We start from the raw sequence: 23,029 nt of genomic DNA on the forward strand, positions 1-23,029 counted from the left end.
CTTGTGATCTTGCCCGCGTTGACTGCCGTGGTGGAAACGCCGCGGCGCGCACAACTCCAGAGGTATATGATGAAACTCTCCCATGCCGTCCTTGGCGTGACCTTCGCGTTCGCCCTGCCGCTTTCCGCCGAGGCCGCAACCTTCGACGCCCGGTTCGACACGCTGACCGGGGCCGCGCCCGCGGTGATCGCCCACCGGGGCGCCCCCGCCTATCTTTCCGAGAATACGCTGGCCGGAACGGAGCTTTCCGTCCGCCAGGGCGCCGACTGGATCGAGAACGACGTGCAGCCTACCAAGGACGGCGTCCTCGTCGTCATGCATGACGGCACGCTGGAGCGGACCACCAATGTGGAGACGCTGTTCGCGCCCCGGAACGGCGGCTACAATGTCGCCGACTTCACGCTGGAGGAAATCCGCACGCTGACGGTGGATTCCCAGAGCCACGACTATCCCGGCTTCACGCCGTCCAGCGAAAACCCCTTCCGCGTGCCGACCTTTGCAGAGCAGCTCGACGCGCTGACCGAATACAACGCCACCTATGGCACGAATGTCGGCATCGTGGCGGAGCTGAAATACGGCTATGATCCGGTGTCGAACCAGAAGGCGATCGACACGCTGATCGCCCATGGCTACGACACGCCGGACAAGGCGATCCTGCAATCCTTCAGCCATGAGAATGTCCACGATGCCGCGGGCAAGCTGGCGGAGATGGGCCTGACGCTGCCGGTCTCGCAGCTTGGGGGCGCGGCGCTGGGGCTGGACGGGCAGTTCTACATCGACGGCAAGATCACTCTCGCCGGGCTTGCCACCTATGCCGATGCCCTGTCGCTGACCTCCGGCAGCATCACGGAGGAGTTGATCGCCGCCGCCCATGACCTTGGCCTGCCGGTCTATGCCTGGACGTTCCGCCCCGCCGATCTGAACACGGCCTTTGCCCAGATGGCGCAGGTCATCGAATGGGGGATCGACGGCATCATCACCGACAATCCCGACTATGCAGTGGCCGTTGTGGCGAGCTATGAGGTCGCCCCCGTGCCGCTGCCGGCCGCCCTGCCGCTGGTACTGGCCGGGATCGGCGCCCTCGGGCTGGTTGCACGCCGCAAGCGGGCCTGACCCGTAAAGCCGCCTTGCGGATCCCAGGGCGGCGCAGGACACTGACGGCCCCGGCGGCGAGTCGCTCCGGGGCCTTCCCATGCCGCCCGCGCGCCGCGCGGGCCGAAAGTCGATGGCCCGATGATCGTCCGAGACAGACCCAGCGCGCTCCGCCTGTTCTTCGTGATGAAAGGCTCCATCGTTCAGCGTATCTGGCCGCAGCTTCTCAGCGTGGCGCTGCTTTCCGCCTTCATCGTCGCGGCGCACCGATGGCTGCCAGGCTGGGTGCCGGGGATGAACCCCGCACCCTTTGCGCTGATCGGGATCTCGCTGTCCATCTTCCTCGGCTTCCGCAACGGGGCGAGCTATGACCGCTGGTGGGAGGCCCGCAAGCTCTGGGGCCAGATCATCCAGACGGCGCGCGACATCGCCCGCCAGACCGCGATCCTGACCGAAACCGCCCCGGAGGCGCGGAGGGACATCCTGCACGCGGTCATCGGCTTCGCCCATGCCGGCGCGCGCGGCCTGCGGGGCGAGACGCCCGACCCCTCGGCGGACGCGCTGCTGACACGCGCCGCGCTCACCGTGGCGGGCCTGCTCCGGGCGGGGGCGCTGGAGCCGGTGGAGGCGCTCGCGCTCAACGAAAGCCTCGGGCGGTTGTCGCAGGGCATGGTCGGCTGCGAGCGGCTGGCCAACACGCCGCTGCCCTTCGCCTATGCGCTGCTCCTCCATCGGACAGCCTATATCTTCTGCTTCCTGCTGCCCTTCGGTTTCGCTGACAGCCTTGGCTGGGCCACGCCGCTGGCGGTGGCGCTCATGGCCTATACGTTCTTCGGGCTGGACGCGCTGGCGGATGAGCTGGAGGAACCGTTCGGCCTGATGCCCAACGATCTGCCCATCGCCTCCTACGCCACGGGGATCGAGATCACGCTCCGCCGCGAACTGGGAGAGACTGAACTGCCCCCCGCCCCCCGCCCAGATGACTACGTGCTCACCTGACGGGTGAGCGGCGCCGAGGCCGGCAGAGAATTTTCACTGGTGGACGGCCGGGAAAGAGAACGCCATCGCTGCGGGGCGCAAAACCTTGGAATTCGCCCGAGGGGCCGCCTGCGCTAGACTGCGCGCCATCCGCAGCCCTGGGAGCATGGCATGACCCGTCGTTCGCCGCAGCGTCCGTTTCCGTCTCGCCTTCGGCGCGGCCTCCGTATAGAAATGCTATGGACGAACGCGGCGGAATACCGCCTTTCGGGGGGGTCCCATGCTGACGATGAAGGGCAAGTACGGGCTGAAAGCGCTCATCAACCTCGCGGGTCGGCCCAAGGGGGAGCTGGCGCAGTCTGTGGAGATCGCGGAGGCCGAGGGGGTCTCCAAGAAGTTCCTGGACACCATCCTGGGCGAGTTGCGCAACGCGGGCTTCGTCGCCACACGCAAGGGGCGGAACGGCGGCTACATGCTGGCCCGCCCGGCGGAGCAGTTGATGGCCGGGCATGTGCTGCGCGTGCTGGAAGGCCCCCTCTCCCCCATCCCCTGCGCGAGCCGGACGGCCTATGTGCGCTGCAACGACTGCCCGGACGAGACGCGCTGCGCCGTGCGCCTGACCATGCTGGAGGTGCGGGAGGCGATCGTCGGTGTGCTGGACAGCAAGTCCATCGCCGATCTGCGCGCCATGGGAGGGCTGTCTCTCCCCGCGGAGGAAGAGGACGACACCGCCCTCAGGGTCGCGCGGGCCTGACGCGCGCCGGGAGCGTGGTCGGGAACGTGGCATGAGCGGGCCGCGCCACATCCTCATCATCGGCGGCGGGGCGAGCGGGACGATCCTTGCCGCGCATCTGCTCCGCAACGGGCCGCCCGGCCTGCGGCTCACACTCGTCGAGCCGCGGGAGCGGCTGGGACGGGGCATCGCCTATGACACGCCGCATGCCGCCCATCTGCTCAACACCCGCGTCGGCGCGATGAGCGCCTTTGCCGACTGGCCCGACCATTTCCACGACTGGCTGGCCGGGCAGGGAACCCCCGCCGACCGGGATGCCTTCGTGCCCCGTCATCTCTACGCCGCCTATCTGGAAGGCCTCGTCTCCCCTGCGCCCCGCCTGCGCCGGGAGCAGGAGGAATGCGTGGCGCTGACCCACGGGAGCAGCGGGCGCATCGCGGCCCATCTGGCCGACGGGCGGACGATCCTCGCCGACAGGGCGGTGCTGGCAACGGGGCATCCGCTGCTTCAGGCGGGCGCGGACATGTTGGAACGCGCCGAGTTCGATCCCTGGCACGCCCCCCTGCCCGACGATGCGGAGGCGCGCGTCCTGATCGTCGGCACCGGGCTGACGATGGTGGACCGGGTGATGCGGCTGCTGGAGGCCGGACACCGGGGGGAGATCGTGATCCTGTCCCGCCGGGGGCTGCTGCCGCGGGTCAACGGGCCGAGCCGACCCATCGAGCTGGACAGGGCGGACCTGCCGCTCGGTGCAGGGGCGGGCTATGCGCTCCGCTGGCTGCGCACGCAGGTGCGCTGGCACGAGGGGCGCGGCGGCGACTGGCGCGACATCGTGGACGGCGCGCGCGGGCATCTCGCGCTCTGGTGGCAGAGCGTGCCGCCCGAAACGCGCGGACGCTTCCTGCGCCACGCCCGCCGGTTCTGGGAGATCCATCGCCACCGCATTCCCGCACCCGTGGCCGCGCGGCTGGATACCGCGCGCCTTGCCGGTCAGGTGCGGCTGGTGACCGGCACCCTGCTCTCCGCCGCCGAACGCGGGGGGCGCCACACCGTCACGCTGCGCCATCGGGGGGGAGAGCTGGAGACGGTGGAGGTGACGCAGATCACCGATGGGCGTGGCCTGCTGCGCGACCCGGAAGACCATGCGACACCGCTCGTCCGGTCGCTCGTGGACAGTGGCTTGGCGCGGATCGACGCGCTGCGCATCGGGCTGGAGGTAACGGCCGACGGGCAGGTTCTTCCCCGCCCCGGAACGGCCGCCGCGCCGCTTCACGCCATCGGCCCCGCCGCGCGGGCGGCAAGCTGGGAGGGGCTGGCCATCGTCGATATCCGGGCACAGGCCGCCTTGCTGGTGCCCCGGCTGACTGCGGACGATACAACGGCTGCGCAGGCCCGCCGCCGCCCCTGCGGCTGACGCGGGCTGCCCAGATTACATGCATCGTGGAGACAAGTATTTCTTGTCTCATCACAGCGTTTCTTGCTTGTGCGAAGCGGGGCGCGGGCGCAACCTGACAGGCAAAACGGCGCTCCGCGCCGATGCCGCCTTCAGGAGACAGCATGACCCGAACGCCCGTCCGCCTTGGCGCCGATATCGGCGGCACCTTCACCGACATCGCGCTGGAACGCGACGGGCGCATCTTCTCCACCAAGGTTCTGACCAACTATACCGCACCGGAACAGGCGATTCTGGACGGAATAGCCGTCGTTCTGAAGGAGGCGGCGCTGACGCCCGCCGATCTGGATCTGGTGATCCATGGCACCACGCTTGCCACCAACGCGCTGATCGAACGGCGGGGGGCGAAAACCGCGCTGATCACCACGGAGGGGTTCCGCGACGTGATCGAGATGCGGACGGAAAGCCGCTTCGACCAGTATGACCTCAACATCCGCTTGCCGCAGCCCCTTATCCCGCGTGACCACCGCTTCCCGGTTCGCGGGCGGCTCGGGGCGGACGGCTGCGAACTCGAACCGCTGGACGAACCGGCGCTGGAGGCGCTGGCGGAACGGCTGGCGGAGGACGGGTTCGGCGCCGTCGCAGTGGGGTTCATCCATTCCTACATGAACCCCGCGCATGAACGCCGCGCGCGGGAGATCCTGTCGGCGCGGCTCGATGTGCCGATCTCGCTCTCCAGCGAGGTCTCCCCCCAGATGCGGGAATACGAGCGGTTCAACACCGTCGCCGCCAATGCCTATGTCCGCCCGCAGATGGCCAGCTACCTCGCCCGGCTGCAGGTCCGGTTGCGGGAGATGGGCGCGGATTGCCCCGTCTTCATGATCCATTCGGGCGGCGGCCTGATCTCGGTGGAGACGGCGGCGGAGTTCCCGGTGCGGCTGGTGGAATCCGGCCCCGCAGGGGGCGCGATCTTTGCCGCCGACATCGCCCGCCGTTTCGGGCTGGAAAAGGTGGTGAGCTATGACATGGGCGGGACCACGGCGAAGATCTGCCTGATCGAGGGTTTTCAGCCCAAGACCGCCCGCACGTTTGAGGTGGCTCGCACCACCCGCTTCGCCAAGGGATCGGGGATGCCGATCTCCATCCCGGTGATCGAGATGATCGAGATCGGCGCGGGCGGCGGCTCGCTGGCCTGGGTGGATGCGATGGGCCGCATCCAGACCGGCCCGGAAAGCGCGGGTTCCGAACCCGGCCCCGCCTGCTACGGGCGCGGGGGCGAGCGTCCGGCCATCACCGATGCCGATGTGCTGCTGGGCAAGATCGACCCCGACAATTTCGCGGGCGGCGCCATCGTGCTGGATGCGGGCGCCTCCCGGCGGGCGGTGGAGCGGGAAGTGGCGGCGCGGCTGAACCTCACGCCGCTCGACGCGGCCTTCGGCATCGCCGAGGTGGTGGACGAGAACATGGCCAATGCCGCCCGCGTCCACGCGGTGGAGAATGGCAAGGTCATCGGAGAGAACGTGATGATCGCCTTCGGCGGCGCGGCCCCCCTGCACGCGGCCCGGCTGTGCGAGAAGCTGGGCGTGGACCGCTGCCTGATCCCGGAGGGCGCGGGCGTCGGCTCCGCCATCGGGTTCCTGCGCGCGCCCTTCGGCTATGAGGCGCTGGCCTCCAAGCTGACGCGGCTGTCGGATTTCGACGTGGCGGCGGTGAACGCCATGCTGGAGGAGTTGAAGGAGACGGCGGAGCATTTCGTGCGGGAGGGGGCGACGGGGCCGATCCGGCGCGAGATCACCGCCTTCATGCGCTATGCCGGACAGGGCTGGGAGATCCCCGTGCCGCTCGCCGACCGCCCCTTCGCGCCGGGCGATGCCCAGGCCTTGCGCGAGGCGTTCCGCACCGCCTACGCCCGTTTCTTCGGACGGGCCATTGACGGGCTGGGCGGGCTGGAGGTTGAGATCGTCACCTGGTCCGTCCGGGTGGAGGACGAGCGCCCCCTGCCCGAGACGCGGACGATCCGCACGGGAACGGAGACCGTGAGCGGTCCCACGCGCGAGGTGTTCGACCCGGCCTCCGGGCGGCACCTGCCGACCGCCATCGTGGACCGCGGCGCGCTCACCCCCGGCGCACGTGTCGCGGGGCCCGCGATCATCGTGGAACGGGAGACATCGACTGTCGTGACCTCCCCCTTCGATGTCACGATGCAGGACGACGGCTCCCTCCTCCTCACCCGCAAGGACGTGGCGTGATGCGGCCCGTCCTCACCCTGGCCGCTCTCTCCCCTTCTCCGGCGGCCGCACCAGCCGCACCCTGGGCGGCCCCACATGCCACCCTACTCACCACCCCACATGCCACCACCCTGACCACCCCGCAGGAGACGATCCGATGAACGAGATGACGGGCGTTGACGAAATCCGCATGCAGGTGATGTGGAACCGGCTGATCTCCGTGGTGGAGGAACAGGCGCTGACGCTGATCCGCACCGCCTTCTCCACCTCCGTGCGGGAGGCGGGGGATCTGTCGGCGGGGGTGTTCGACCCGGAGGGGCGGATGCTGGCGCAGGCCGTCACCGGTACGCCCGGCCATGTGAACACCATGGCGGAGGCGGTGCTCAACTTCCTCGCAGAGATCCCGCGGGAGGAGATGTATGAGGGCGATACCTATGTGACCAACGACCCCTGGCTGGGCACGGGGCACCTGCATGACATCACCATGGTCTCGCCATCGTTCCTTGACGGGCGGCTGGTCGGCTTCTTCGCCTGCACCGCGCATGTGGTCGATGTGGGCGGGCGCGGCTTCGGCGCGGACGGGAAATCCGTCTATGAGGAAGGCATCCAGATCCCGATCATGAAGTTCGCGGAGCGCGGCGAGGTCAACCGCGACCTGATCCGCCTGCTGCGCGCCAACGTGCGGGAGCCCAATCAGGTGGTGGGGGATTTCTACTCGCTCTCCGCCTGCAACGAAGTCGGCCACCGGCGGCTGGTGGACATGATGCGCGAGGTGGGGATCGACACGCTGGACCGGCTGGGCGAGTTCATCTTCTCCCGCACCCATGCGGCGACGCTGGAGCGGATCCGCGCTTTGCCCAAGGGATCATGGTCCAACGTGCTGGTGACGGATGGCTACGACGAGCCGGTGAAGCTGGCCTGCGAGGTGACGATCGGCGACAACCGGGTGCATGTGGATTTCGCCGGCACCGATCCGGTCAGCCGCTGGGGCATCAACGTGCCGGTCATCTATACGAAGGCCTATGCCTGCTACGCGCTGAAATGCGTGGTGGCGCCCGATATCCCGAACAACTCCGCCTCGCTCGCGCTGTTCACCATCGAGGCGCCTGCCGGGTCGATCCTGAACGCCGAGCGGCCCGCGCCGGTGAGCCTGCGGCACGTGATGGGACATATGGTGCCGGACCTCGTGCTCGGCGCGGTGGCGCAGGCGCTGCCCGGACAGGTGCAGGCGGAAGGGGCCGGGTCGCTGTGGAACATCCATCTGTCGGTGAAGCCGGTGGCCGGACAGGCGGGGCGGCGGGCGGAGGTGCTGATGTTCAACTCCGGCGGCGGCGGCGCGCGCCCCGCCATCGACGGGCTGTCGGCCACCGCCTTTCCCTCCGGTGTGATGACCATGCCGATCGAGGCGACGGAGCAGACCGGCCCCATCGTCATCTGGCGCAAGGAACTTCGGCCGGATTCGGGTGGCGAGGGCGCGCAGCGCGGCGGGCTGGGCCAGATCATCGAGATCGCGCCGGCAGCGGGCCATGAGATCGACTTCTCCGCCATGTTCGACCGGGTCCACCATGCGCCGAAGGGCCGTGAGGGCGGACGGGATGGTGCAAAGGGCGCGGTGGAACTGGATGACGGCACGGTAATGCGCCCGAAGGGCTGGCAGCATGTCCCCGCGGGCCGACGGCTGATCCTGAAGGCTCCGGGCGGCGGCGGCTTCGGAGACCCCGCCGACAGAAGCGCGGAGGACCGTGCGAACGACCGCCGGAAAGGCTATGTGACGGAGGCCGGCGCGACCGGGGACGCGGCGGAGACCGCCGCACCGGGGCGCAAGGGGGAGACGGACGCTTGAAACGCGCTGTGGATCACGATTCCGCACCCCCGATGCGCTCCTGTGCGCCAATGACGGGTTGCCGCCGGGGGCTTCCGCGCAGAGCATCGCAGGGGACCGCCGCTGGGAAGGGCACCCGCGCCGAACCGCGACGCTGCTATGCGACCCCGCGGGGCACGGCGGCAGGCGTTCCTGCAGTGCTCCGCCCGCGCCAGACCTACACGGACGGCGCACTGGCGCCTGTATCGCACCCCGCCGAACAGCAGTCTCTGGCGCCCGCCCGCGCCGGGGCATACCATCGTCAGCAACCAGACCGGAGGCCGCATGACCACTCCCCGCTATGATACGATCCTCATCACCGGCGCGGCCGGAATGCTGGGCACGGAACTCCGCAAGGGGCTGGCCCCGTTCGCGCAGAAACTCCGCCTGAACGACCGGGTGGAAATCGCCGATCTCCAGCCGAACGAGGAAGCCGCGATCTGCGATCTGGGCGACATGGCGGCGGTGAGCGAGATGGTGAAGGGCGTCGATGCCATCGTGCATTTCGGCGGCGCCTCGCGCGAGCGGCCGTGGGAAGATGTGCTGAACTCCACCATCTCCGGCAGCTACAACATCTATGAAAGCGCACGGCAGCACAGGGTGAAGCGGATCGTCTTCGCCTCCTCCGTCCATGCCATCGGCTTCCACAAGCTGGAAAGCCATATCGACGCGACGACCCCCGCACGGCCCGATACGCTCTACGGCCTGTCGAAATGCTTCGTGGAGGATCTGTCGCGGCTCTACTGGGACAAGTGGGGCATCGAGACGCTGTGCCTGCGGATCTTCTCCTCCTTCCCGGAGCCGGAGGATCATCGCCACCTGTGGTCTTGGCTCTCCTTCCGGGACTGCGTGCAATATGTCACGCGCGGGCTGATGGCGCCGCGGGTGGGCCATACCATCGCCTTCGGCATGTCGGACAACCGCCTGAAAGTGGTGGACGATTCCAAGGCCGGGCACATCGGCTATCAGCCGCAGGACAATACGGAAGCCTTTCGCGCCAAGGTGGAGGGATCGGTGCCCTGGCCCGACCCGAACGCGCCCGAGGTCAAGCGTTATGGCGGCGTCTACGTGACCTTCCCGCACCCGGACGACCCGGCGTGACCGATCACGGCGCCGGTTCCCCCACGGGCCACGGACGTCCGCGCGCGGGGCGGCGGGGCGCACCATGCGCCGGGTTTCCGCCAGCGGCGCTGCTCCGGTTCCGCCCCTGACACGGGGTTCCGGGCCTGAGCGCCTGCCTGCCCGCGAGATCGGCGGCATGCGCGAATGGCACCCGCCCGCCGGCACGGGGCCTGACCCCGGCTCCGGTGTTCTGAGATAGCCTCGCGCCCGGCAGCCGGCCCGGGCGCTTTCCCCCGGGCGGCCCGCCCTGATGATGAGACGAAGCGATGCGCGAACAATATGACGTGGTGATCGTGGGAGGGGCGGTGATCGGCTCCGCCTGTGCCTATTTCCTTGCCGCCAATCCCGATTTCGACGGCAGCATCCTGGTGGTGGAGCGGGATTCCACCTATCGCACCGCCTCCACCTCGCTCTCTGCCGCGGGCATCCGGCAGCAGTATTCCAACCCGATCAACGTGGAGATCGGCAAGTTCGGGGTGGAGTTCATCAAGCGCTTCCCCGAGATCATGGGCGTGCCCGGGGATGAGCGGCCCGACCTTCACTTCCATGAGGCGGGGTATCTCTACCTCGCCAATACGACGGGGATGGTCGAGTATCTGCGCGAAGCCCATGCCGTGCAGGCGGCCTGTGGCGCCGATACCGTGCTCTGGGACCGGGAGGAGCTGTCGCGCGCCTTCCCGCATCTGAACACGGACGACATCCTCATGGCCTCCTACGGGCAGAGCGGCGAGGGATGGTTTTCCAACACCGGGCTGATGTGGGGCTTCCGTAAGAAGGCGGCGGCGCTCGGCGCGGAATACACAACCGATGAGGTCGTCGCGATCGGGCAGCAGGCGGGGCGGGTCGCCTCCGTCACGCTGAAATCGGGCCGGGTCATCAGCGCGGGGATGGTCGTCAACGCCTCCGGCGCGCGGTCGAAACGCACGGCAGAAATGGCGGGCCTCACCGTTCCTGTGGAGCCGCGCAAGCGCACGCTCTTCGTCTTTTCCTGCGAGAAAAGCCCGGAAGGCACGGCGACGGTCGCGGGCGGGCGGCTTCCGCTTATGATCGACACGACCGGCATCTTCTGCCGACCGGAAGGGCGCTACTTCCTGGCCGGAGCGCCGCCCGTGAACGACGTGGCGGTGGATTACGACGATTTCGAGCCCGTCTATTCGGAGTTCGAGGAGATCATCTGGCCCGCGCTGGCCGAGCGCTCGCCGAATTTCGAGGCGATCCGCGTGGTGAACCAATGGGCGGGACATTACGATTTCAACGTGTTCGATCACAACCTGATCGTGGGGCCGGCGCCCGAATTGCCGAACTTCTACTTCGCCACCGGCTTCTCCGGCCACGGGCTGCAACAGGGGCCGGCAGCGGGCCGGGGGATTTCCGAGCTCATCACCTACGGCGGGTTCCGCACGCTCGACCTCAGCGACGCAGGTTTCGACAGGATCGCGGCGGGGCGGCCGTTTCTTGAAAAGGCGGTGATCTCCTGACGGCGGGGAGGTCGGCGCCTCGGGGGCATCGAGCCCCCGCGCCCCCGGCTGCCGCGCGCGGGAGGGAGAGGGAGTGACAGACCGCAACGCCCTGCCCCCGCTGAATGCGCTCCGCGCGTTCGACGCGGTGATGCGCGCCCGCAGCTTCCGGGGCGCCGCGGACGACCTGCGCGTCAGCCCCCAGGCGGTGAGCCAGCAGGTGAGGCATCTGGAAAGCGTGCTCGGGCTGCCGCTTTTCGAGCGGCGCGGGCGCGCCGCGGAGCCGACGGAGGCGGCACTGCTTCTGGGCCATTACGTCGCCTCCGGCTTCGAGGAAATGGCCGAGGGGATCCGCCGTGTGACCGCTCCCCGGCGCACCCGCATCACCCTGAACGCCAGCCCCTACTTCGCCACCCGTTACCTGCTGCCCCGGCTCGCGGGGTTTCGCGATATCGCGCCCTCTGCCGATATCCGGCTGACCACCATGGTCGAACTGCCGGACTTCGACCGGGACGAGGTGGATGTCGCGGTGCAATGGGGCTTCGGAAGCTGGCCGGGGCATGAGAGCCACCTGCTCATCCGCGATCCAAAGGTCATCGCGGCCCGGCCCTCCGTCGCGGCCGCCATCCGCAGGCCCGACGACCTGCAACACGCACCCCTGCTGCACACGATGGCCGCGCCGGAGATGTGGGACAGGGTGCTCCGGCATCTGGGGGTCGATCTGTCCGCCGGAGCGGGCGGCGTGTCGTTTCAGGATGCGGAGACCATGCGCCGCGCGACACTCGCCGGGCTGGGCGTGGGGCTGCTCTCACGCGCGGATGCGCTCGACGATATCCGGTCGGGCCTGCTTGTCGCCCCGCTCGGGATCGACGCGCTCTCCGGCATGGCGCCCGCCGATGTGCCCGCCTTTTCGCTGGTGCTGCCGCGCGCCCATCGCCGCCGCCCGATGATCGCGCTGCTGTGCGACTGGATCACGGCGCAGGAGTGGAGCAAGGACATCCCCCTGCCCTGACAAATGAGAATAGACGCCCGATTTCCGACGTCCCGCCTTGCGCCCGCATGGTAGAACCGGCCCATGCTGTTCAACCTTCCTGATCCCGCCACGCTTTATGACGCCCTGCTCGCGCGGGATCCCCGTTTCGACGGGCAGGCCTTCGTCTGCGTCTCTTCCACCGGCATCTTCTGCCGGCTGACATGCCCCGCCCGCAAGCCGCTGGCGAAGCACTGCACTTTCCACGCCACCATCGGCGAATGTATCGAGGCCGGCTACCGCCCCTGCAAACGCTGCCACCCGTTGAAGGCCGCGGCGCTGGCCGACCCGACCGTCGCGGCGCTGCTTGACGCGATGGAGGAACGGCCCGGCTTCCGCTGGTCGGAGGCGGAGGTGGAGCGCCTGGGCCATGACCCGTCGACCGTGCGGCGCAGTTTCCGGCGACACTTCGGCATGACCTTCCTCGAGATGGCGCGGCAACGGCGGCTCCGCGATGGTTTCCAGTCGCTCGCCACCGGGGCCAAGGTCATCACCGCGCAGCATGAGGCGAGTTTCGACAGCCCAAGCGTCTTTCGCATCGCCTTCGCGCGGCTTTTGGGCTGCGCTCCCGGCGCGCTTCGAAGCGAGGCGCTCCTGCAGGCGACATGGATCCCCACGCCACTGGGTGACATGATCGCCGTCAGCAGTCCGACCCACCTGCATCTGCTGGAATTCATCGATCGCAAGGCGCTTCCCGCCGAGCTGTCCCGCCTGCGGTCTGCTGCGCCCGGCGGGATCGGCGTGGGCGGCGCCGCCCTCCGATCAGGCGGCGGCGGAGCTGGAGGCCTATTTCGCGGCACGCTCGGCGCAGTTCACCGTGCCGCTGGCACTGGCGGCCAGCCCCTTCACCCGCGCCGTGTGGCAGGCGCTGCGCGAAATACCCGTGGGCGAGACCCGGAGTTACAGCGACATCGCGCGCCAGATCGGCCGCCCCACGGCCACCCGCGCCGTCGCCCGCGCCAATGGCGCGAACCAGATCGCCCTGATGATCCCCTGTCACCGCGTGATCGGGGCCGACGGTTCCCTGACGGGTTACGGAGGCGGCTTGTGGCGAAAGCAGCGGCTGATAGAAATCGAGCGGATGTTGCGTGAGGAGCCATCCCGCCCCCTCCACCACGGCGACACCCCCTTCGCGTCTGCGCCACAATGAGCTTCGCCGAGGACGCGTTCATGTTTCGCCGACATCCGTCGAAGCAGCCGGAATTCCGTCTGTCTCGCATTGGAGTTACCGTAATGGACGGGGACCGGTAAATCGCCCTCCGGCTCGCATCCGGGCGTTCCTTCACTCGCGCTGCAGGCTACAGTTTCGGTGCTCCGGTTCTCATGCCAGAAAACGAAGGCCTGACGCTGCATTCCATCGCCCGAAAGACGGTTCCGAGATCGTGGTGGCCGCTGCCTCGGGTTGTTGCAGGCGATAGCCCAATGTCAGCATGCTAACAGGCTGCTGAAAACGCATTCTGCGGTCGCCTAGGGGCAGGAATCTTTCTCCATTGTTGAAGATTACCCGGGAAATCGCAAGTTTTGGCTCGTGACCAGATCGATTTCTGGCGTTCAACGCAAGCCCAGGTAGTCTCAACGCAAGCCCAAGTAGGCGCCCGACTATTCAGCGGTCTGCCGAACTACCCATGCGATGCATCTGTCTGCATGGGCCGAGCCCAATGCTCTACCGCAATCCCCACGTCTGACCTGACGGACTTGTGCCGAAGCCGGAGGGCCGGGGCCACTGTGTCATTCTTCTGTTCGTCATATCTTACGGAAATATAATCAGAAAACCTACTTCTGCACGCAGGGAGGATTTGACCTTGTTTTCGCGTTTCTTCCCCCCTATACCGGCCAACGGAGTGGTGGCCGAGTGGTCGAAGGCACACCCCTGCTAAGGGTGCAGGCGGGAAACCGTCTCGAGGGTTCGAATCCCTTCCACTCCGCCACTTGCACATTGCAAACCCGAAAACAGGTCCCTCTCGGGGCCTTTTTCTTTATGTGCCAAAGGGGTTTGCAGGAGCCATCCGCCCTTCGGAGACGGCCCACCCGCGCGAGATCGGTCTCCGAACGCCCGCCGTCTCTTTCCACCTGCCCCTCGCTCTCGGCGAGACGGGTTCAAAACCCCCATAGATTTCAACGAACTGACCGGAGCACGTTGCGCCCGTGTTTCGCTGGTTCCGGCTTGTTTCGATGGAGACGGAGCGACGACACGGGCGGCGTGGTAGATGGTATGTCTTGGGAGTTTTGCGCGAAGTCTCTGATGACAAACGCAGTTTCCACCCCTAGCCTGGCGCAATGTCGAACGGGCCTTGGACCGATGAAGAAAACAACCTGATCGTCGCGGACTACTTCGCGATGCTGATGATCTGGCTGGGCGGCCCTACAACAAGGCCGAGCATCGCCGCGTGCTTCTGCCGCTGTTGAATGATCGGTCCGAGGGATCGGTCGAGTTCAAGCACCAGAACATCAGCGCCGTGCTGAAGGGGCTGGGTGAGGACTGGATCCCGGGTTACAAGCCAGCATTCAATTTCCAGATGACGCTGGTGGATGCCGTGGCGCGTTGGCTGGCGCTAAACCCGGCGTGGCTCGGCCGCCAGTCGGGCACCAGAGCGACGACCGGCCTCGCGGAGGCGCGCCGGATCTGGATCGGGCCGCCGCCCACGTTGTCGAACCAGCCGCCTCCGCAGGAGCTGGAGCAGATGCTGCATATTGCCCGCAAATTCGATGTCGCGGCCAGAGATGAGCGAAACCGCGCCCTCGGCCGGGCCGGTGAGGAGCGCGTCCTGGCCCACGAACGAGCCGCCCTGAAATCAGCGGGCCGCGACGATCTTGCGTGCAAGGTCCGGTGGGTGTCGGAGGAGGATGGCGATGGTGCCGGCTACGATATCGCCAGCTTCGCGCCCGATGGCCGTCCGCGCCTGATCGAGGTGAAGACGACGAATGGCTGGGAACGCACCCCTTTCCAGATCAGCCGCAACGAGCTGGACGTGGCCGAGGAGCGGCGTTCGGAATGGTCCCTGTTCCGGCTCTGGAACTTCGCGAGCGAGCCGAAAGCGTTTGAGCTGCACCCGCCGCTGGACGCGCATGTCTCGCTGACTGCGACGTCCTTTCAGGCGAGTTTTTGTTGAGGATCAGTGCAAGGCCCGCCCAGCCTGCTCCTGCCCTGTCTCTCTGAAGAGAAAACACAGGTCATAGAGGCTCATCGGCAATGCCGCGCAGCGGCAGGTTAGGCGTTTGAGAAACTCTGGCGGCTGACATGGCGCTCGGCCCGACGGACCGCTTCGGCCAGTTCCTGGCTCATGGTAGATTTGCCTGCATCCATGCGCCAGCCCCGCCGGGGGCGCCAGGATTGTGCGGGTCCTGCGTCTGATCCTTGCATGGACTGCAGTCGGCGGGCAGCATGATTTTCGACCGCTCGTTCTTCTTCTTGCGCAGATTCAGGGGACTCGGCGCCGGAGGAAAGACCAATGTTAGAGCATCCCGGCCGAGGCGGATGGGCGGCTTCTCCTACCGCATACCGCGATGGCGCTGGTATACCGCAAGCGGGTTCAGCAATTCTCGAGGTCTTTCAGGACGGAAGAGGGATAGCAGCGCACCCGGCCTGGAGCTCCATTTGCACGGTGCCTTTGCGATTCCCTTTCAGTGGCCTGCGGGCGACCGGTGCATGAGATGGGCGGAGCGGCAGCCAAGCGCAAAGAGCCTCGCGAGACGCGGGGCGTGATTATGCAGCGCTTACGCTCTCTTTGTATTTCTTATGGTTTCTGCGAATGCGGAAGGCCCCGCTGGTGGCGGGGCTGCATGTATTGTTGACTTTATGGATTTGGTTGCGGGGGCTGGCTTCAACCTTAGTCCTAACTTCGCCGGGTCTTTGCCTGTGTTCCGCATCAACGAAGTCGAGAATGCCGAACAACTCGCCGCGTAGCTTGGCGTGGACCTCGCCGCGCTTGTCGCCCGGCATAAGGACAACTTCCTCGATCAGCGAGCGCAGTTCCTCGGCGGCGACACGGCCATCGTCGTCATTGCGCAGCGCATCCGTGAACCGCTCCACCCGCTTGCGGTAGATGCTGGCGATATTGGGATGAACGTCCGGCGTGTCGGCCGGTGCTTGGGCTTGGCGCGCGACGATCTCGGCCTTCTGACGCTCCAACTCGTCCATGCGCGCTTTCATCGACGGCTGATACATGCCGTCCTCGATGGCCGCGATGATCCCGGCGATGGCCTTATCGATCTTCTCCAGCGCCTTGCGGTCCTGTTCACCCTGCGCGCGGCGCTCCCTGTTGAGGCGGTTCATCTCCTCGGCAAAGGCGCGTACCGTTTCCTCGACGGCACGGGCGGAGATCAGCCTGTCCTTGAGGCCGGACAGCACGCGCTCCTCGATCTTCTCGCGCGTGATGGTCTTGTTGTTGTCGCAGGTGCCGCGCCGGTGATGGTTGAGACAGCCATAGCGGTCGCGCAGGATGAGGCCGTATTTGCCTTCACAGCAGCCGCAGGTGAGCAAGCCGGATAGAAGGGACACGGGCCGCTTCTTCTCGTGCAGCTTGCGGGCCTTCGCCTTCCTGACGCCTTCGGCGGTCGCCTCGAACCGGATGGCGATGTCCTCCTGCCGCGCGCGAACCGCGTTCCAGTGCGCGTCGTCCACGATCCGCAGATGCGACACCTCACTCCTGATCCACTTTTCCGGCGGGTTCGGCCGTGAGACACGCTTGCCGGTGGATGGGTCTTTCACGAAGCGCTGGCGGTTCCAGACCAGCACCCCGGCATAAAGCTCGTTGTTGATGATGCCGGTGCCGCGCGAGACATGGCCGCGAATGCTGGTGTCGCCCCATGCACGGCCGAGCGGACCGGGGATACCGTCCCGATTCAGATCGACGGCGATAGCTTTCGGGCTCTTGCCGGAGGCGAACTCGCGGAAGATGCGCCGGACGATCTTCGCTTCCTCTGGCACGATCTCGCGGTCGCCCCGGATCGGCTCTCCCTCGGCATCGAACTTCTTGATGACGCGATAGCCGTAGCAGAGCCCTCCCCCGGCCTTGCCCTTCTCCACCCTGCCCCGCAGGCCGCGATGGGTCTTCATGGCAAGGTCTTTCAGGAACAGCGCATTCATCGTCCCCTTGAGGCCGACGTGAAGCTCGGAGATTTCGCCTTCGGCCAGCGTGACGATGGTCACGCCTGCGAACTTCAAATGCTTGTAGAGGGTCGCTACATCCGCCTGATCGCGGCTGATCCGATCCAGCGCTTCGGCCACCAAGATGTTGAACTCTCCATGCTGCGCATCGCGCATTAGCCTCTGGATGCCTGGACGCAGGATCGTGCTCGATCCGGAGATGGCCGCATCCTCATAGGAGCCGACGATCTCCCACCGTTCCCGCACCGCATGTTCGCGACACAGGCGGAACTGGTCCTCGATGGAGGCTTCGCGCTGGTTGTCGGAGGAATAGCGGGCATAGAGTGCGGCGCGCGTCATTACGGTCTCCGTTCGGTCAGTCCTTGATAGCATCCTGCGGCACCGGCGGTACGTCCGGTGCCCGGTCCAGAAGCTTCGTCAGATCGCCACGCTGCGCAGTCCCACAGCGTGCCTTAAGAAAGTCGGCCGCCGTCTCTTTGCGAGACTGCGGCAGTTGCGGGTGTTTATAGCGTTGCGTTTGCGTCATGTTCTCAGCCTTCTGCTCTGCGGCCTGACAATCGACCATTATCTTACCAAAGCCGATTGCACGTCGGTCAGCGCGAAGTCGTCCCCGACATACAGAAGCGGGACCGAATGCCGCTTGGCGAGGGCATAGGCAAAGCAGTCACCGAAGTTCAGACCGCCGCGCGTGCCGAACCCCTTGCCGTATTCCAGCCGTGCGTTCATCGCCGAACGGGCAAGGTTCTCGTCAAGCGGTGCGATGTCGATGCGCAGCGTTGCGAGGAAGCCGTCGAGTATTTCGATGGCCTTCGCCCGTTGCCCTTTAGCGAGCCGCCCGGCGAGAACCGTTCCGGTCTCCACATAGTTGACGGCCGAGATCGAACGGGACGATGCGGCTTCAAGCGCCTCGGTGCAGTCCGGCCCTTCCGGCTCCTCGAATAGAATCGCGATCAGGGCCGAACTGTCGACCACCATCATTTCGGGAAGCCCAATTCTTCGGGGGTGTCTCCGACCGCCTCATCCCATTCCTGCTTCGTCACAGGGCGGCGGTCGAACTTATCGGCATGCTTGCGGACGAAGGCCTGCGCGCGCGCGACATAATCGACATGCGCTTCCTGTTCGGCCCTCAGCCGGTCCAGCCGCTCGCGCATGGCCTGGGTGATGGCGTCCGTCATGGTCTCGCCGGTCATGCGGGACAATTCGCGCGCCAGCCGATCCGCTTCCTCGGTCTTGATGCTTAAGGCCATGGCAGCCTCCTTTCTAGACGTTTCATATATACCGATTCCCTGCCGATCCTTCAATGGAAAACATCGAAGCTTCGATCCTTCGACCGCTATGAATCCTTATCCTCTCCGGAACGATCTTCCTTCGCGCCCGCGCGGCGAGTAGGCGGCTGGTTGTCGTTGGCGGCCTGCAACGCATTAAATTGCTCTCGCGCGATCTGGCGTCCGATCAAGCGGGCAATGGTCAGCACCACCGCATCCACCCGCTCCGACACATCGGCTTCGCTCCCGACATCCTGTCCATCGGGCGGGCGGTTATCGTTCGCCGGTCTCTGCTCCCCGCCCTCGTCCTCGCGCTCAGAAGTCATCGAAGTCGAACTCGCTTCGTGGCCGCCACGCGACGGGGTTAGCAACCCATCGGTTGATGTCGGATTCCTTCCATCCCGCGCCGTTGGTGCTGATCCTGAGCTGGGCCGGAAACGTGCCCTCTGCGATCTTGCGGTAGATGGTCGACCGGGACAGGCCGGTGCGGGCGCGGACGGTGTCAAGGCGGATGATACGATCTGGTTGACGCATAGCTGCGCTGCCTCCTGCTGGTTGTTTCTGACGGCTTCCGATCCAGTCAGAACAAGCAGTTCCGTGCGCGCAAGAGTATTTTTCACCTCATCGTACTATAGGATACAATCGGCGGTAAAAAGGATGGTCGTAGGGTTCGGTCTTTCATCCCTATAGAAGTGATAGGTCGTGGATGAGGGCCATTGCCGGGTCGAAGTGTAAACCTGATTCGATCTGTTTTATAATGCATCAAATCCCAATGGGTCCGCGAGAGCGCGCCGACGTTCCCGCCAAGTCTTACATACGCATAACGATTTCTTTGGGCGTGAACAGGCCCGGCAAGGATGGCGGGACGCGCCACAGCGAAGCGGCTGCGGCGTTGACCGTCCGGTTCAGGTCCATCGCCATGCAGGGAAGCAGTAAAGGCTTTCCCTAGAACGGAAACGGTGGTGGTCTGCGGAGAGTCTGCTCTGTAACACCCGGCTCGAAAGCAGACATTCGGCGGCTGTCAAAAATGGGGCCGATAGCGGCTGGCAGCTTTCAAGCGAGGTAAACGAGAAACCGATGCTTAAAAGGGGCGGTCGGTCGCGATCACAACGGGGGTGAGACGGCCCGCTTCTACCGTCCAGTGACCCAACCCCCAATTGATATAGGAGAAGAGAGGGCGCTTGTGTGTGGGCTGCCAACAGCCATTAAGGGTAAAGCGGAGCGCCAAAGTCAGTATACCTCACGACTGCGCTTCGCGTCCAGCTCCTTGCCGAGATCGAATTTATCGCCCCATGTGGTAAACCAATGGTCGTTGGCAGATTTGACGGAGGCAAGACCCGCCGCATCCAGCCCGAAAATCTGGCCGATCGCATCCTTGGTGGCGGTGCTTATGTAAGGACACACGACGAGGTCGAGCAGCATGATCAGCGTCTCGGCATCGTTCGGGCAATGAGCCTTCATGTATCCGAGCTTAGCGATGATGTGAGCCTCGAGGAAGGCTTTCAGCTGCGCATATCTGACCTTGTCCTTGATGTATGACAGCAGGATCGTAACCGAGAAATGGTTCATGAAGCCTGCACCTCTAACCAAACTCACCACGCCAGAATCGTCCTTTTTCTCCTCAATGAGGAAGTGCTTTAGCAGGACAGAGACTGGCAGCCAGTATTCTCGCCCGATCTGCGATAGAGAAATGAGAAAGTATAGGCTCTCAACTTCACGATGCACGCTCATCGTGTTCTTTTCGAGCTGCTGCATCAAGTTGTCATGAACGTACTTAAACAGCAGATGCTTCTGCTCGTAAGGGAGACCCTGCACGTGCAGGAAATCCACGGAAGTCGCGATCATCCGGCAGATGCGGATCGTGTGATTGACCTTGGGGCTCGCCGAGTACGCGAAGAAGGCGAACTCCATGATCGCCAGCAAGGCATTCGAGAGGCGCTTGCGGTCCCGGTCCGATTGGTCACTAGCGACATAAGCCTTGAAGAGCTTCTCGATCTTGTTTTCGGTAATCGCGAAGGTGTAATTTAGCAGATCGCCATAAGTGACGCCTGCCTCCTTGATGGCCGCCTTGTACCGGATGATCAGTCGGTTCGCATTGATCGCACAGACCAGCTTCTGCTTTGGCGGCTTGGAGGTATCGGCCAGCGGTTCCTCTTCGCAAAGCGGATCGATCTCGGCATTCAAAAGGGTCGAAATGCGTTCTTTGGCAATCGTGATCTCGGTGATGATCGGCTTTTGGTAATGCCTGATCTTCGCCGTGTTGATGCTCAGCTTCTTACTTTTAAGAATCTCCTGGAGCGTCTCGAAGACTTTGAGCTTCGTCGATTCCTCGTTGTAGAAAACGAAGAAGTCGTCAACGTAGCGAAAAATTTCGTAATCAACTTTGTGGGTTAGGTTGGCTTCCTCGACCAGTTGCGTGAGCAGTTGCGAATCAACCGACTGCAAAATGATCTCGGCAAAAATGCGTGAGAACTCGGGACCAATGACGATGCCATTAGTTTCTTTGTGATTAAGATTTTGCATGAGCGCATCGAAGCGCCCTCCAAAGGTGCGTTTTGATTCTTCCAGATTGAATTTCGTCTGGTCCTTGCCCAGCACGGCCCACGGCAGCGAATGTGTATAAACGCTGTCGAAGCACTTGCTTACGTCGATCTGCACCATCGCGTCGTATTTCTTCTCGCTACGATGATATTTGTATGACTCGAAGAAGCGGTGGATGTTGCGGTATTTCCGATAGACGAAGTAGGAGCCGAGCTGCTCGTACTCCCGATCCTCCTCCTCAAGCCCCGCGACCGCGTCCAACCGCTCTTCGTGCAGTTTGTCCTTGTAATACGCGTAGCGGGACACCGACACCGGACGGCGAATCGAGAACTCGCTAACGGACGTGTGATAGATGATCAACGCGCTATGCGTCGCATAGAAGCTCGCTACCGCGACCTGGTTGCGGGGATGGACGATGCTCAGCGTGCGACCGTCGAGATTATGCGCGACCCGGAAATTAAACGGGATGGTCGCCATCTGACACTTACCGATGGGCACGGAGCGGCGGGTTTTAACTTTGCCCCATTCGGTCACGACCTCCGTGGCGATGACGGCGGTGGTGTTGATGCCGAACAAAAGCCGCATCGTGCGGTCAAGGGCGTCGGTGTCGCAAATCCAGCGTAACTGACCACTTTCGATCTCGATGCTGTGGTCCCGAAGAAAGCGGTAGTAGCCCCGATTGGAAAATGTTGGAGGCACTTCGAACGGCAGCATGTCTGTGAGGACCGACCGCTGCTTCCGATGAGTGAGTGAGACGCGCCGCTTAGCCATGTTTCCAGGCCCGTACGATCACGTGCAACTCTCGCGAACTGAAATTATGATAGCGGCGCTGCTGGAAGCCTGTCGTGAATTTCAGCTTTTTAAGCTGCTTTTGCAGGCTGGTCCGCTTGAGTTCCACGATGCGAGTCTTGAGTCGCTTATCGAGAAATTCCAAGCTCGACAGGTCAGTCGCGATCGAATTGTTGAAGTATATTCCAGTGGCGGCGCGCGATTTACTATTCGAAAGCCGGGTATTTCCGGTCAGGAATTTGACTCGCCCGACAAGTTTACGGAATGCTCCTCTGGGATTGACCGGCCTCTCCCGCCAATATTCAGCAAAGGCAGCATTCATCCGCGAGCGATACTTCGCGACTTTGGCCGCGCTCGGGCTGATCTCAAACTGCCCGGATTTGAGATGGAAGCGATAACCGAGATACTCGAACTTTTTCGGTGCGCTGTCGGCGAGGTTAAACTCCGAGGTTTTGTCCGCGTTGTGTGCGAGTCCGTTTTCGCCAAAGATCGTGATGATCAGATCCTTGAACGAGCCGAGGTTTTTACCGGCCGGCGGCCGAGCAAACACGGCCACGATATCATCGACAAAACGACAATACAGAACTAGTCCTGGGATCGCCCGGATCGCCTTATCTACCGGTCGCAGGTAAAGCTCGGCCAGATAGGCGCTGATGCCTACGCCCCGCGGAACGCCGTTCGCCATGCCGGAAATAGCGCCGTACGAGTCCAGCACCTGCTTAATGTATTTCTTAGACGCGGGGCTCAAGAGTTGGTCGCGATCCAGCTTTTCGACCAGCCGCTTGCGGTTGATGCTCTCATAAAATGAAGAGATGTCGGTACGCACCAGCTCAAAAGGGAATTGGCTGCCGAGCATGTCGCGAAGCTGGCAAACTAGGTCGTGACGGTTGGCCTGCTTGACACCGTAGATGCGATGGATGTTCCGCTGGAGTTGCTTGATGACGAAGAAGGTCTCCGGGTCCGCGTCAATGCAGAAAACAGGTTTTCCCTTCGGTCCAGTCTTTTGCGACAGGTCGATCCTGAAGCTCGGCTTGAGAACCTTCTGGCTGATGTCGTCCATGAGATCATCGACGATCGCAGATTTGGAAGCCTTCAAATCGGTGAGTTCAGCTTTCAGCTTCAACAGCGTCGCCTCGAACACGTCCGCCGCCATCGTCTGTTCGAGCGCACGATGTTCGCGAATGCCTTTTACCTTGTCGCGAACTGCGAGGGTGTGCGGTTCGAGCGTCGGGAAATACCGGCTAGCCAGATCGAGGCCCTTGCGGTTCTCGGCATCGTAGATTCGTCGAAAATTCTCCGCAGTGAACATCTGATCGAGCATTACTGGCAGCTCATTCCATTTGATTCGGGTCCGTGACTATGTGCGATGATGTGCAAATTGGAGCCTAACCGCAACGTTGAGAAGCCGTTAGTTGCGAAACGGCAATCTGGCA

The 23,029-nt window shown here is 64.4% G+C and carries 17 protein-coding genes, 1 tRNA gene and 2 pseudogenes; 12 read left to right on the forward strand and 8 right to left on the reverse strand.

Features of this window, described 5'->3' with window-relative positions; translation table 11 throughout:
• The first annotated feature begins 69 nt into the window (after nucleotides 1-69).
• The 12 genes and pseudogenes from CDV49_RS14085 (at nucleotide 70) to CDV49_RS14140 (ending at nucleotide 15,004) form a co-directional block, all read left to right on the forward strand.
• Nucleotides 70-1,113 carry a glycerophosphodiester phosphodiesterase family protein gene (locus CDV49_RS14085; RefSeq protein ID WP_179209220.1) on the forward strand — a complete coding sequence of 348 codons (1,044 nt, stop codon included), beginning with the start codon at nucleotides 70-72 and terminating at the stop codon, nucleotides 1,111-1,113.
• 120 nt (nucleotides 1,114-1,233) lie between these two features.
• Nucleotides 1,234-2,091, forward strand: coding sequence for a bestrophin family protein (locus CDV49_RS14090; protein WP_088216058.1), 858 nt, complete (start codon nucleotides 1,234-1,236; stop codon nucleotides 2,089-2,091).
• Nucleotides 2,092-2,350: 259 nt separating this feature from the next.
• The gene (locus CDV49_RS14095) at nucleotides 2,351-2,824 is read left to right on the forward strand and encodes an RrF2 family transcriptional regulator (protein ID WP_088216059.1); all 474 of its coding nucleotides are present in this window, start codon (nucleotides 2,351-2,353) and stop codon (nucleotides 2,822-2,824) included.
• Nucleotides 2,825-2,855: 31 nt separating this feature from the next.
• Entirely contained in the window at nucleotides 2,856-4,217 is a 1,362-nt protein-coding gene (locus tag CDV49_RS14100; RefSeq protein WP_088216060.1) for an FAD/NAD(P)-binding protein, read from the forward strand.
• Between the two features lie 143 nt (nucleotides 4,218-4,360).
• A complete protein-coding gene (locus tag CDV49_RS14105; RefSeq protein ID WP_088216061.1) occupies nucleotides 4,361-6,445 on the forward strand; it encodes a hydantoinase/oxoprolinase family protein in 2,085 nt (694 codons plus the stop codon).
• A gap of 145 nt (nucleotides 6,446-6,590) precedes the next feature.
• Nucleotides 6,591-8,267, forward strand: coding sequence for a hydantoinase B/oxoprolinase family protein (locus tag CDV49_RS14110; protein ID WP_088216107.1), 1,677 nt, complete (start codon nucleotides 6,591-6,593; stop codon nucleotides 8,265-8,267).
• Between the two features lie 303 nt (nucleotides 8,268-8,570).
• Nucleotides 8,571-9,386, forward strand: coding sequence for an NAD-dependent epimerase/dehydratase family protein (locus CDV49_RS14115; RefSeq protein ID WP_088216062.1), 816 nt, complete (start codon nucleotides 8,571-8,573; stop codon nucleotides 9,384-9,386).
• A gap of 287 nt (nucleotides 9,387-9,673) precedes the next feature.
• Complete coding sequence (locus tag CDV49_RS14120; protein ID WP_088216063.1) at nucleotides 9,674-10,885, forward strand: NAD(P)/FAD-dependent oxidoreductase; 1,212 nt, start codon at nucleotides 9,674-9,676, stop codon at nucleotides 10,883-10,885.
• A 73-nt stretch (nucleotides 10,886-10,958) separates the two neighbouring features.
• Nucleotides 10,959-11,876, forward strand: coding sequence for a LysR substrate-binding domain-containing protein (locus CDV49_RS14125; protein ID WP_088216064.1), 918 nt, complete (start codon nucleotides 10,959-10,961; stop codon nucleotides 11,874-11,876).
• Nucleotides 11,877-11,939: 63 nt separating this feature from the next.
• Nucleotides 11,940-13,044 (forward strand): annotated as a pseudogene (locus tag CDV49_RS14130) (bifunctional transcriptional activator/DNA repair enzyme AdaA).
• A gap of 688 nt (nucleotides 13,045-13,732) precedes the next feature.
• Nucleotides 13,733-13,822 (forward strand) — tRNA-Ser (locus CDV49_RS14135).
• A gap of 349 nt (nucleotides 13,823-14,171) precedes the next feature.
• A pseudogene (locus tag CDV49_RS14140) lies at nucleotides 14,172-15,004 on the forward strand (DUF3883 domain-containing protein).
• A 593-nt stretch (nucleotides 15,005-15,597) separates the two neighbouring features.
• On the opposite strand, the gene CDV49_RS14145 reads toward CDV49_RS14140, so the two are convergent.
• The 8 genes from CDV49_RS14145 to drt3a all read right to left on the reverse strand — a co-directional run bounded on the left by CDV49_RS14145 (nucleotide 15,598) and on the right by drt3a (nucleotide 22,917).
• Nucleotides 15,598-17,340, reverse strand: coding sequence for a recombinase family protein (locus CDV49_RS14145; RefSeq protein ID WP_088216065.1), 1,743 nt, complete (start codon nucleotides 17,338-17,340; stop codon nucleotides 15,598-15,600).
• 16 nt (nucleotides 17,341-17,356) lie between these two features.
• Complete coding sequence (locus tag CDV49_RS20740; protein WP_088216066.1) at nucleotides 17,357-17,566, reverse strand: hypothetical protein; 210 nt, start codon at nucleotides 17,564-17,566, stop codon at nucleotides 17,357-17,359.
• Complete coding sequence (locus CDV49_RS14155; protein ID WP_088216067.1) at nucleotides 17,566-17,979, reverse strand: type II toxin-antitoxin system VapC family toxin; 414 nt, start codon at nucleotides 17,977-17,979, stop codon at nucleotides 17,566-17,568. The genes CDV49_RS20740 and CDV49_RS14155 overlap by 1 nt, the downstream gene beginning before the upstream one ends.
• On the reverse strand, nucleotides 17,976-18,248 hold the full coding sequence (locus tag CDV49_RS14160; protein ID WP_088216068.1) for a type II toxin-antitoxin system VapB family antitoxin: 273 nt from the start codon (nucleotides 18,246-18,248) through the stop codon (nucleotides 17,976-17,978). Before CDV49_RS14160 ends, CDV49_RS14155 begins: the two co-directional genes overlap by 4 nt.
• A gap of 86 nt (nucleotides 18,249-18,334) precedes the next feature.
• Nucleotides 18,335-18,592, reverse strand: a complete 258-nt coding sequence (locus tag CDV49_RS14165; RefSeq protein ID WP_088216069.1) for a hypothetical protein — start codon at nucleotides 18,590-18,592, stop codon at nucleotides 18,335-18,337.
• Nucleotides 18,582-18,800: a helix-turn-helix transcriptional regulator gene (locus tag CDV49_RS14170; protein WP_088216070.1), complete on the reverse strand. Its 219-nt coding sequence runs from the start codon at nucleotides 18,798-18,800 to the stop codon at nucleotides 18,582-18,584. Before CDV49_RS14170 ends, CDV49_RS14165 begins: the two co-directional genes overlap by 11 nt.
• Nucleotides 18,801-19,496: 696 nt before the next feature.
• A complete protein-coding gene (gene drt3b, locus CDV49_RS14175; RefSeq protein WP_088216071.1) occupies nucleotides 19,497-21,578 on the reverse strand; it encodes an antiviral reverse transcriptase Drt3b in 2,082 nt (693 codons plus the stop codon).
• Nucleotides 21,571-22,917, reverse strand: a complete 1,347-nt coding sequence (drt3a, locus tag CDV49_RS14180; RefSeq protein ID WP_179209223.1) for an antiviral reverse transcriptase Drt3a — start codon at nucleotides 22,915-22,917, stop codon at nucleotides 21,571-21,573. The genes drt3b and drt3a overlap by 8 nt, the downstream gene beginning before the upstream one ends.
• Nucleotides 22,918-23,029 lie beyond the last annotated feature (112 nt).

The sequence above is a fragment of the Haematobacter genomosp. 1 genome, assembly GCF_002196855.1.
Lineage (GTDB): Bacteria > Pseudomonadota > Alphaproteobacteria > Rhodobacterales > Rhodobacteraceae > Haematobacter.

What these genes read in the sequence shown, in the direction of transcription:
- CDV49_RS14105 (WP_088216061.1), top strand. Translation starts at nt 4,361, where the DNA reads ATGACCCGAACGCCCGTCCGCCTTGGCGCCGATATCGGCGGCACCTTC.
- CDV49_RS14090 (WP_088216058.1), top strand. Translation starts at nt 1,234, where the DNA reads ATGATCGTCCGAGACAGACCCAGCGCGCTCCGCCTGTTCTTCGTGATG.
- CDV49_RS14155 (WP_088216067.1), bottom strand. Translation starts at nt 17,979, where the DNA reads ATGATGGTGGTCGACAGTTCGGCCCTGATCGCGATTCTATTCGAGGAG.
- CDV49_RS20740 (WP_088216066.1), bottom strand. Translation starts at nt 17,566, where the DNA reads ATGGTCGATTGTCAGGCCGCAGAGCAGAAGGCTGAGAACATGACGCAA.
- CDV49_RS14085 (WP_179209220.1), top strand. Translation starts at nt 70, where the DNA reads ATGAAACTCTCCCATGCCGTCCTTGGCGTGACCTTCGCGTTCGCCCTG.
- CDV49_RS14095 (WP_088216059.1), top strand. Translation starts at nt 2,351, where the DNA reads ATGCTGACGATGAAGGGCAAGTACGGGCTGAAAGCGCTCATCAACCTC.
- drt3a (WP_179209223.1), bottom strand. Translation starts at nt 22,917, where the DNA reads ATGCTCGATCAGATGTTCACTGCGGAGAATTTTCGACGAATCTACGAT.
- CDV49_RS14170 (WP_088216070.1), bottom strand. Translation starts at nt 18,800, where the DNA reads ATGCGTCAACCAGATCGTATCATCCGCCTTGACACCGTCCGCGCCCGC.
- CDV49_RS14120 (WP_088216063.1), top strand. Translation starts at nt 9,674, where the DNA reads ATGCGCGAACAATATGACGTGGTGATCGTGGGAGGGGCGGTGATCGGC.
- CDV49_RS14145 (WP_088216065.1), bottom strand. Translation starts at nt 17,340, where the DNA reads ATGACGCGCGCCGCACTCTATGCCCGCTATTCCTCCGACAACCAGCGC.
- CDV49_RS14100 (WP_088216060.1), top strand. Translation starts at nt 2,856, where the DNA reads ATGAGCGGGCCGCGCCACATCCTCATCATCGGCGGCGGGGCGAGCGGG.
- drt3b (WP_088216071.1), bottom strand. Translation starts at nt 21,578, where the DNA reads ATGGCTAAGCGGCGCGTCTCACTCACTCATCGGAAGCAGCGGTCGGTC.
- CDV49_RS14160 (WP_088216068.1), bottom strand. Translation starts at nt 18,248, where the DNA reads ATGGCCTTAAGCATCAAGACCGAGGAAGCGGATCGGCTGGCGCGCGAA.
- CDV49_RS14115 (WP_088216062.1), top strand. Translation starts at nt 8,571, where the DNA reads ATGACCACTCCCCGCTATGATACGATCCTCATCACCGGCGCGGCCGGA.
- CDV49_RS14165 (WP_088216069.1), bottom strand. Translation starts at nt 18,592, where the DNA reads ATGACTTCTGAGCGCGAGGACGAGGGCGGGGAGCAGAGACCGGCGAAC.
- CDV49_RS14110 (WP_088216107.1), top strand. Translation starts at nt 6,591, where the DNA reads ATGACGGGCGTTGACGAAATCCGCATGCAGGTGATGTGGAACCGGCTG.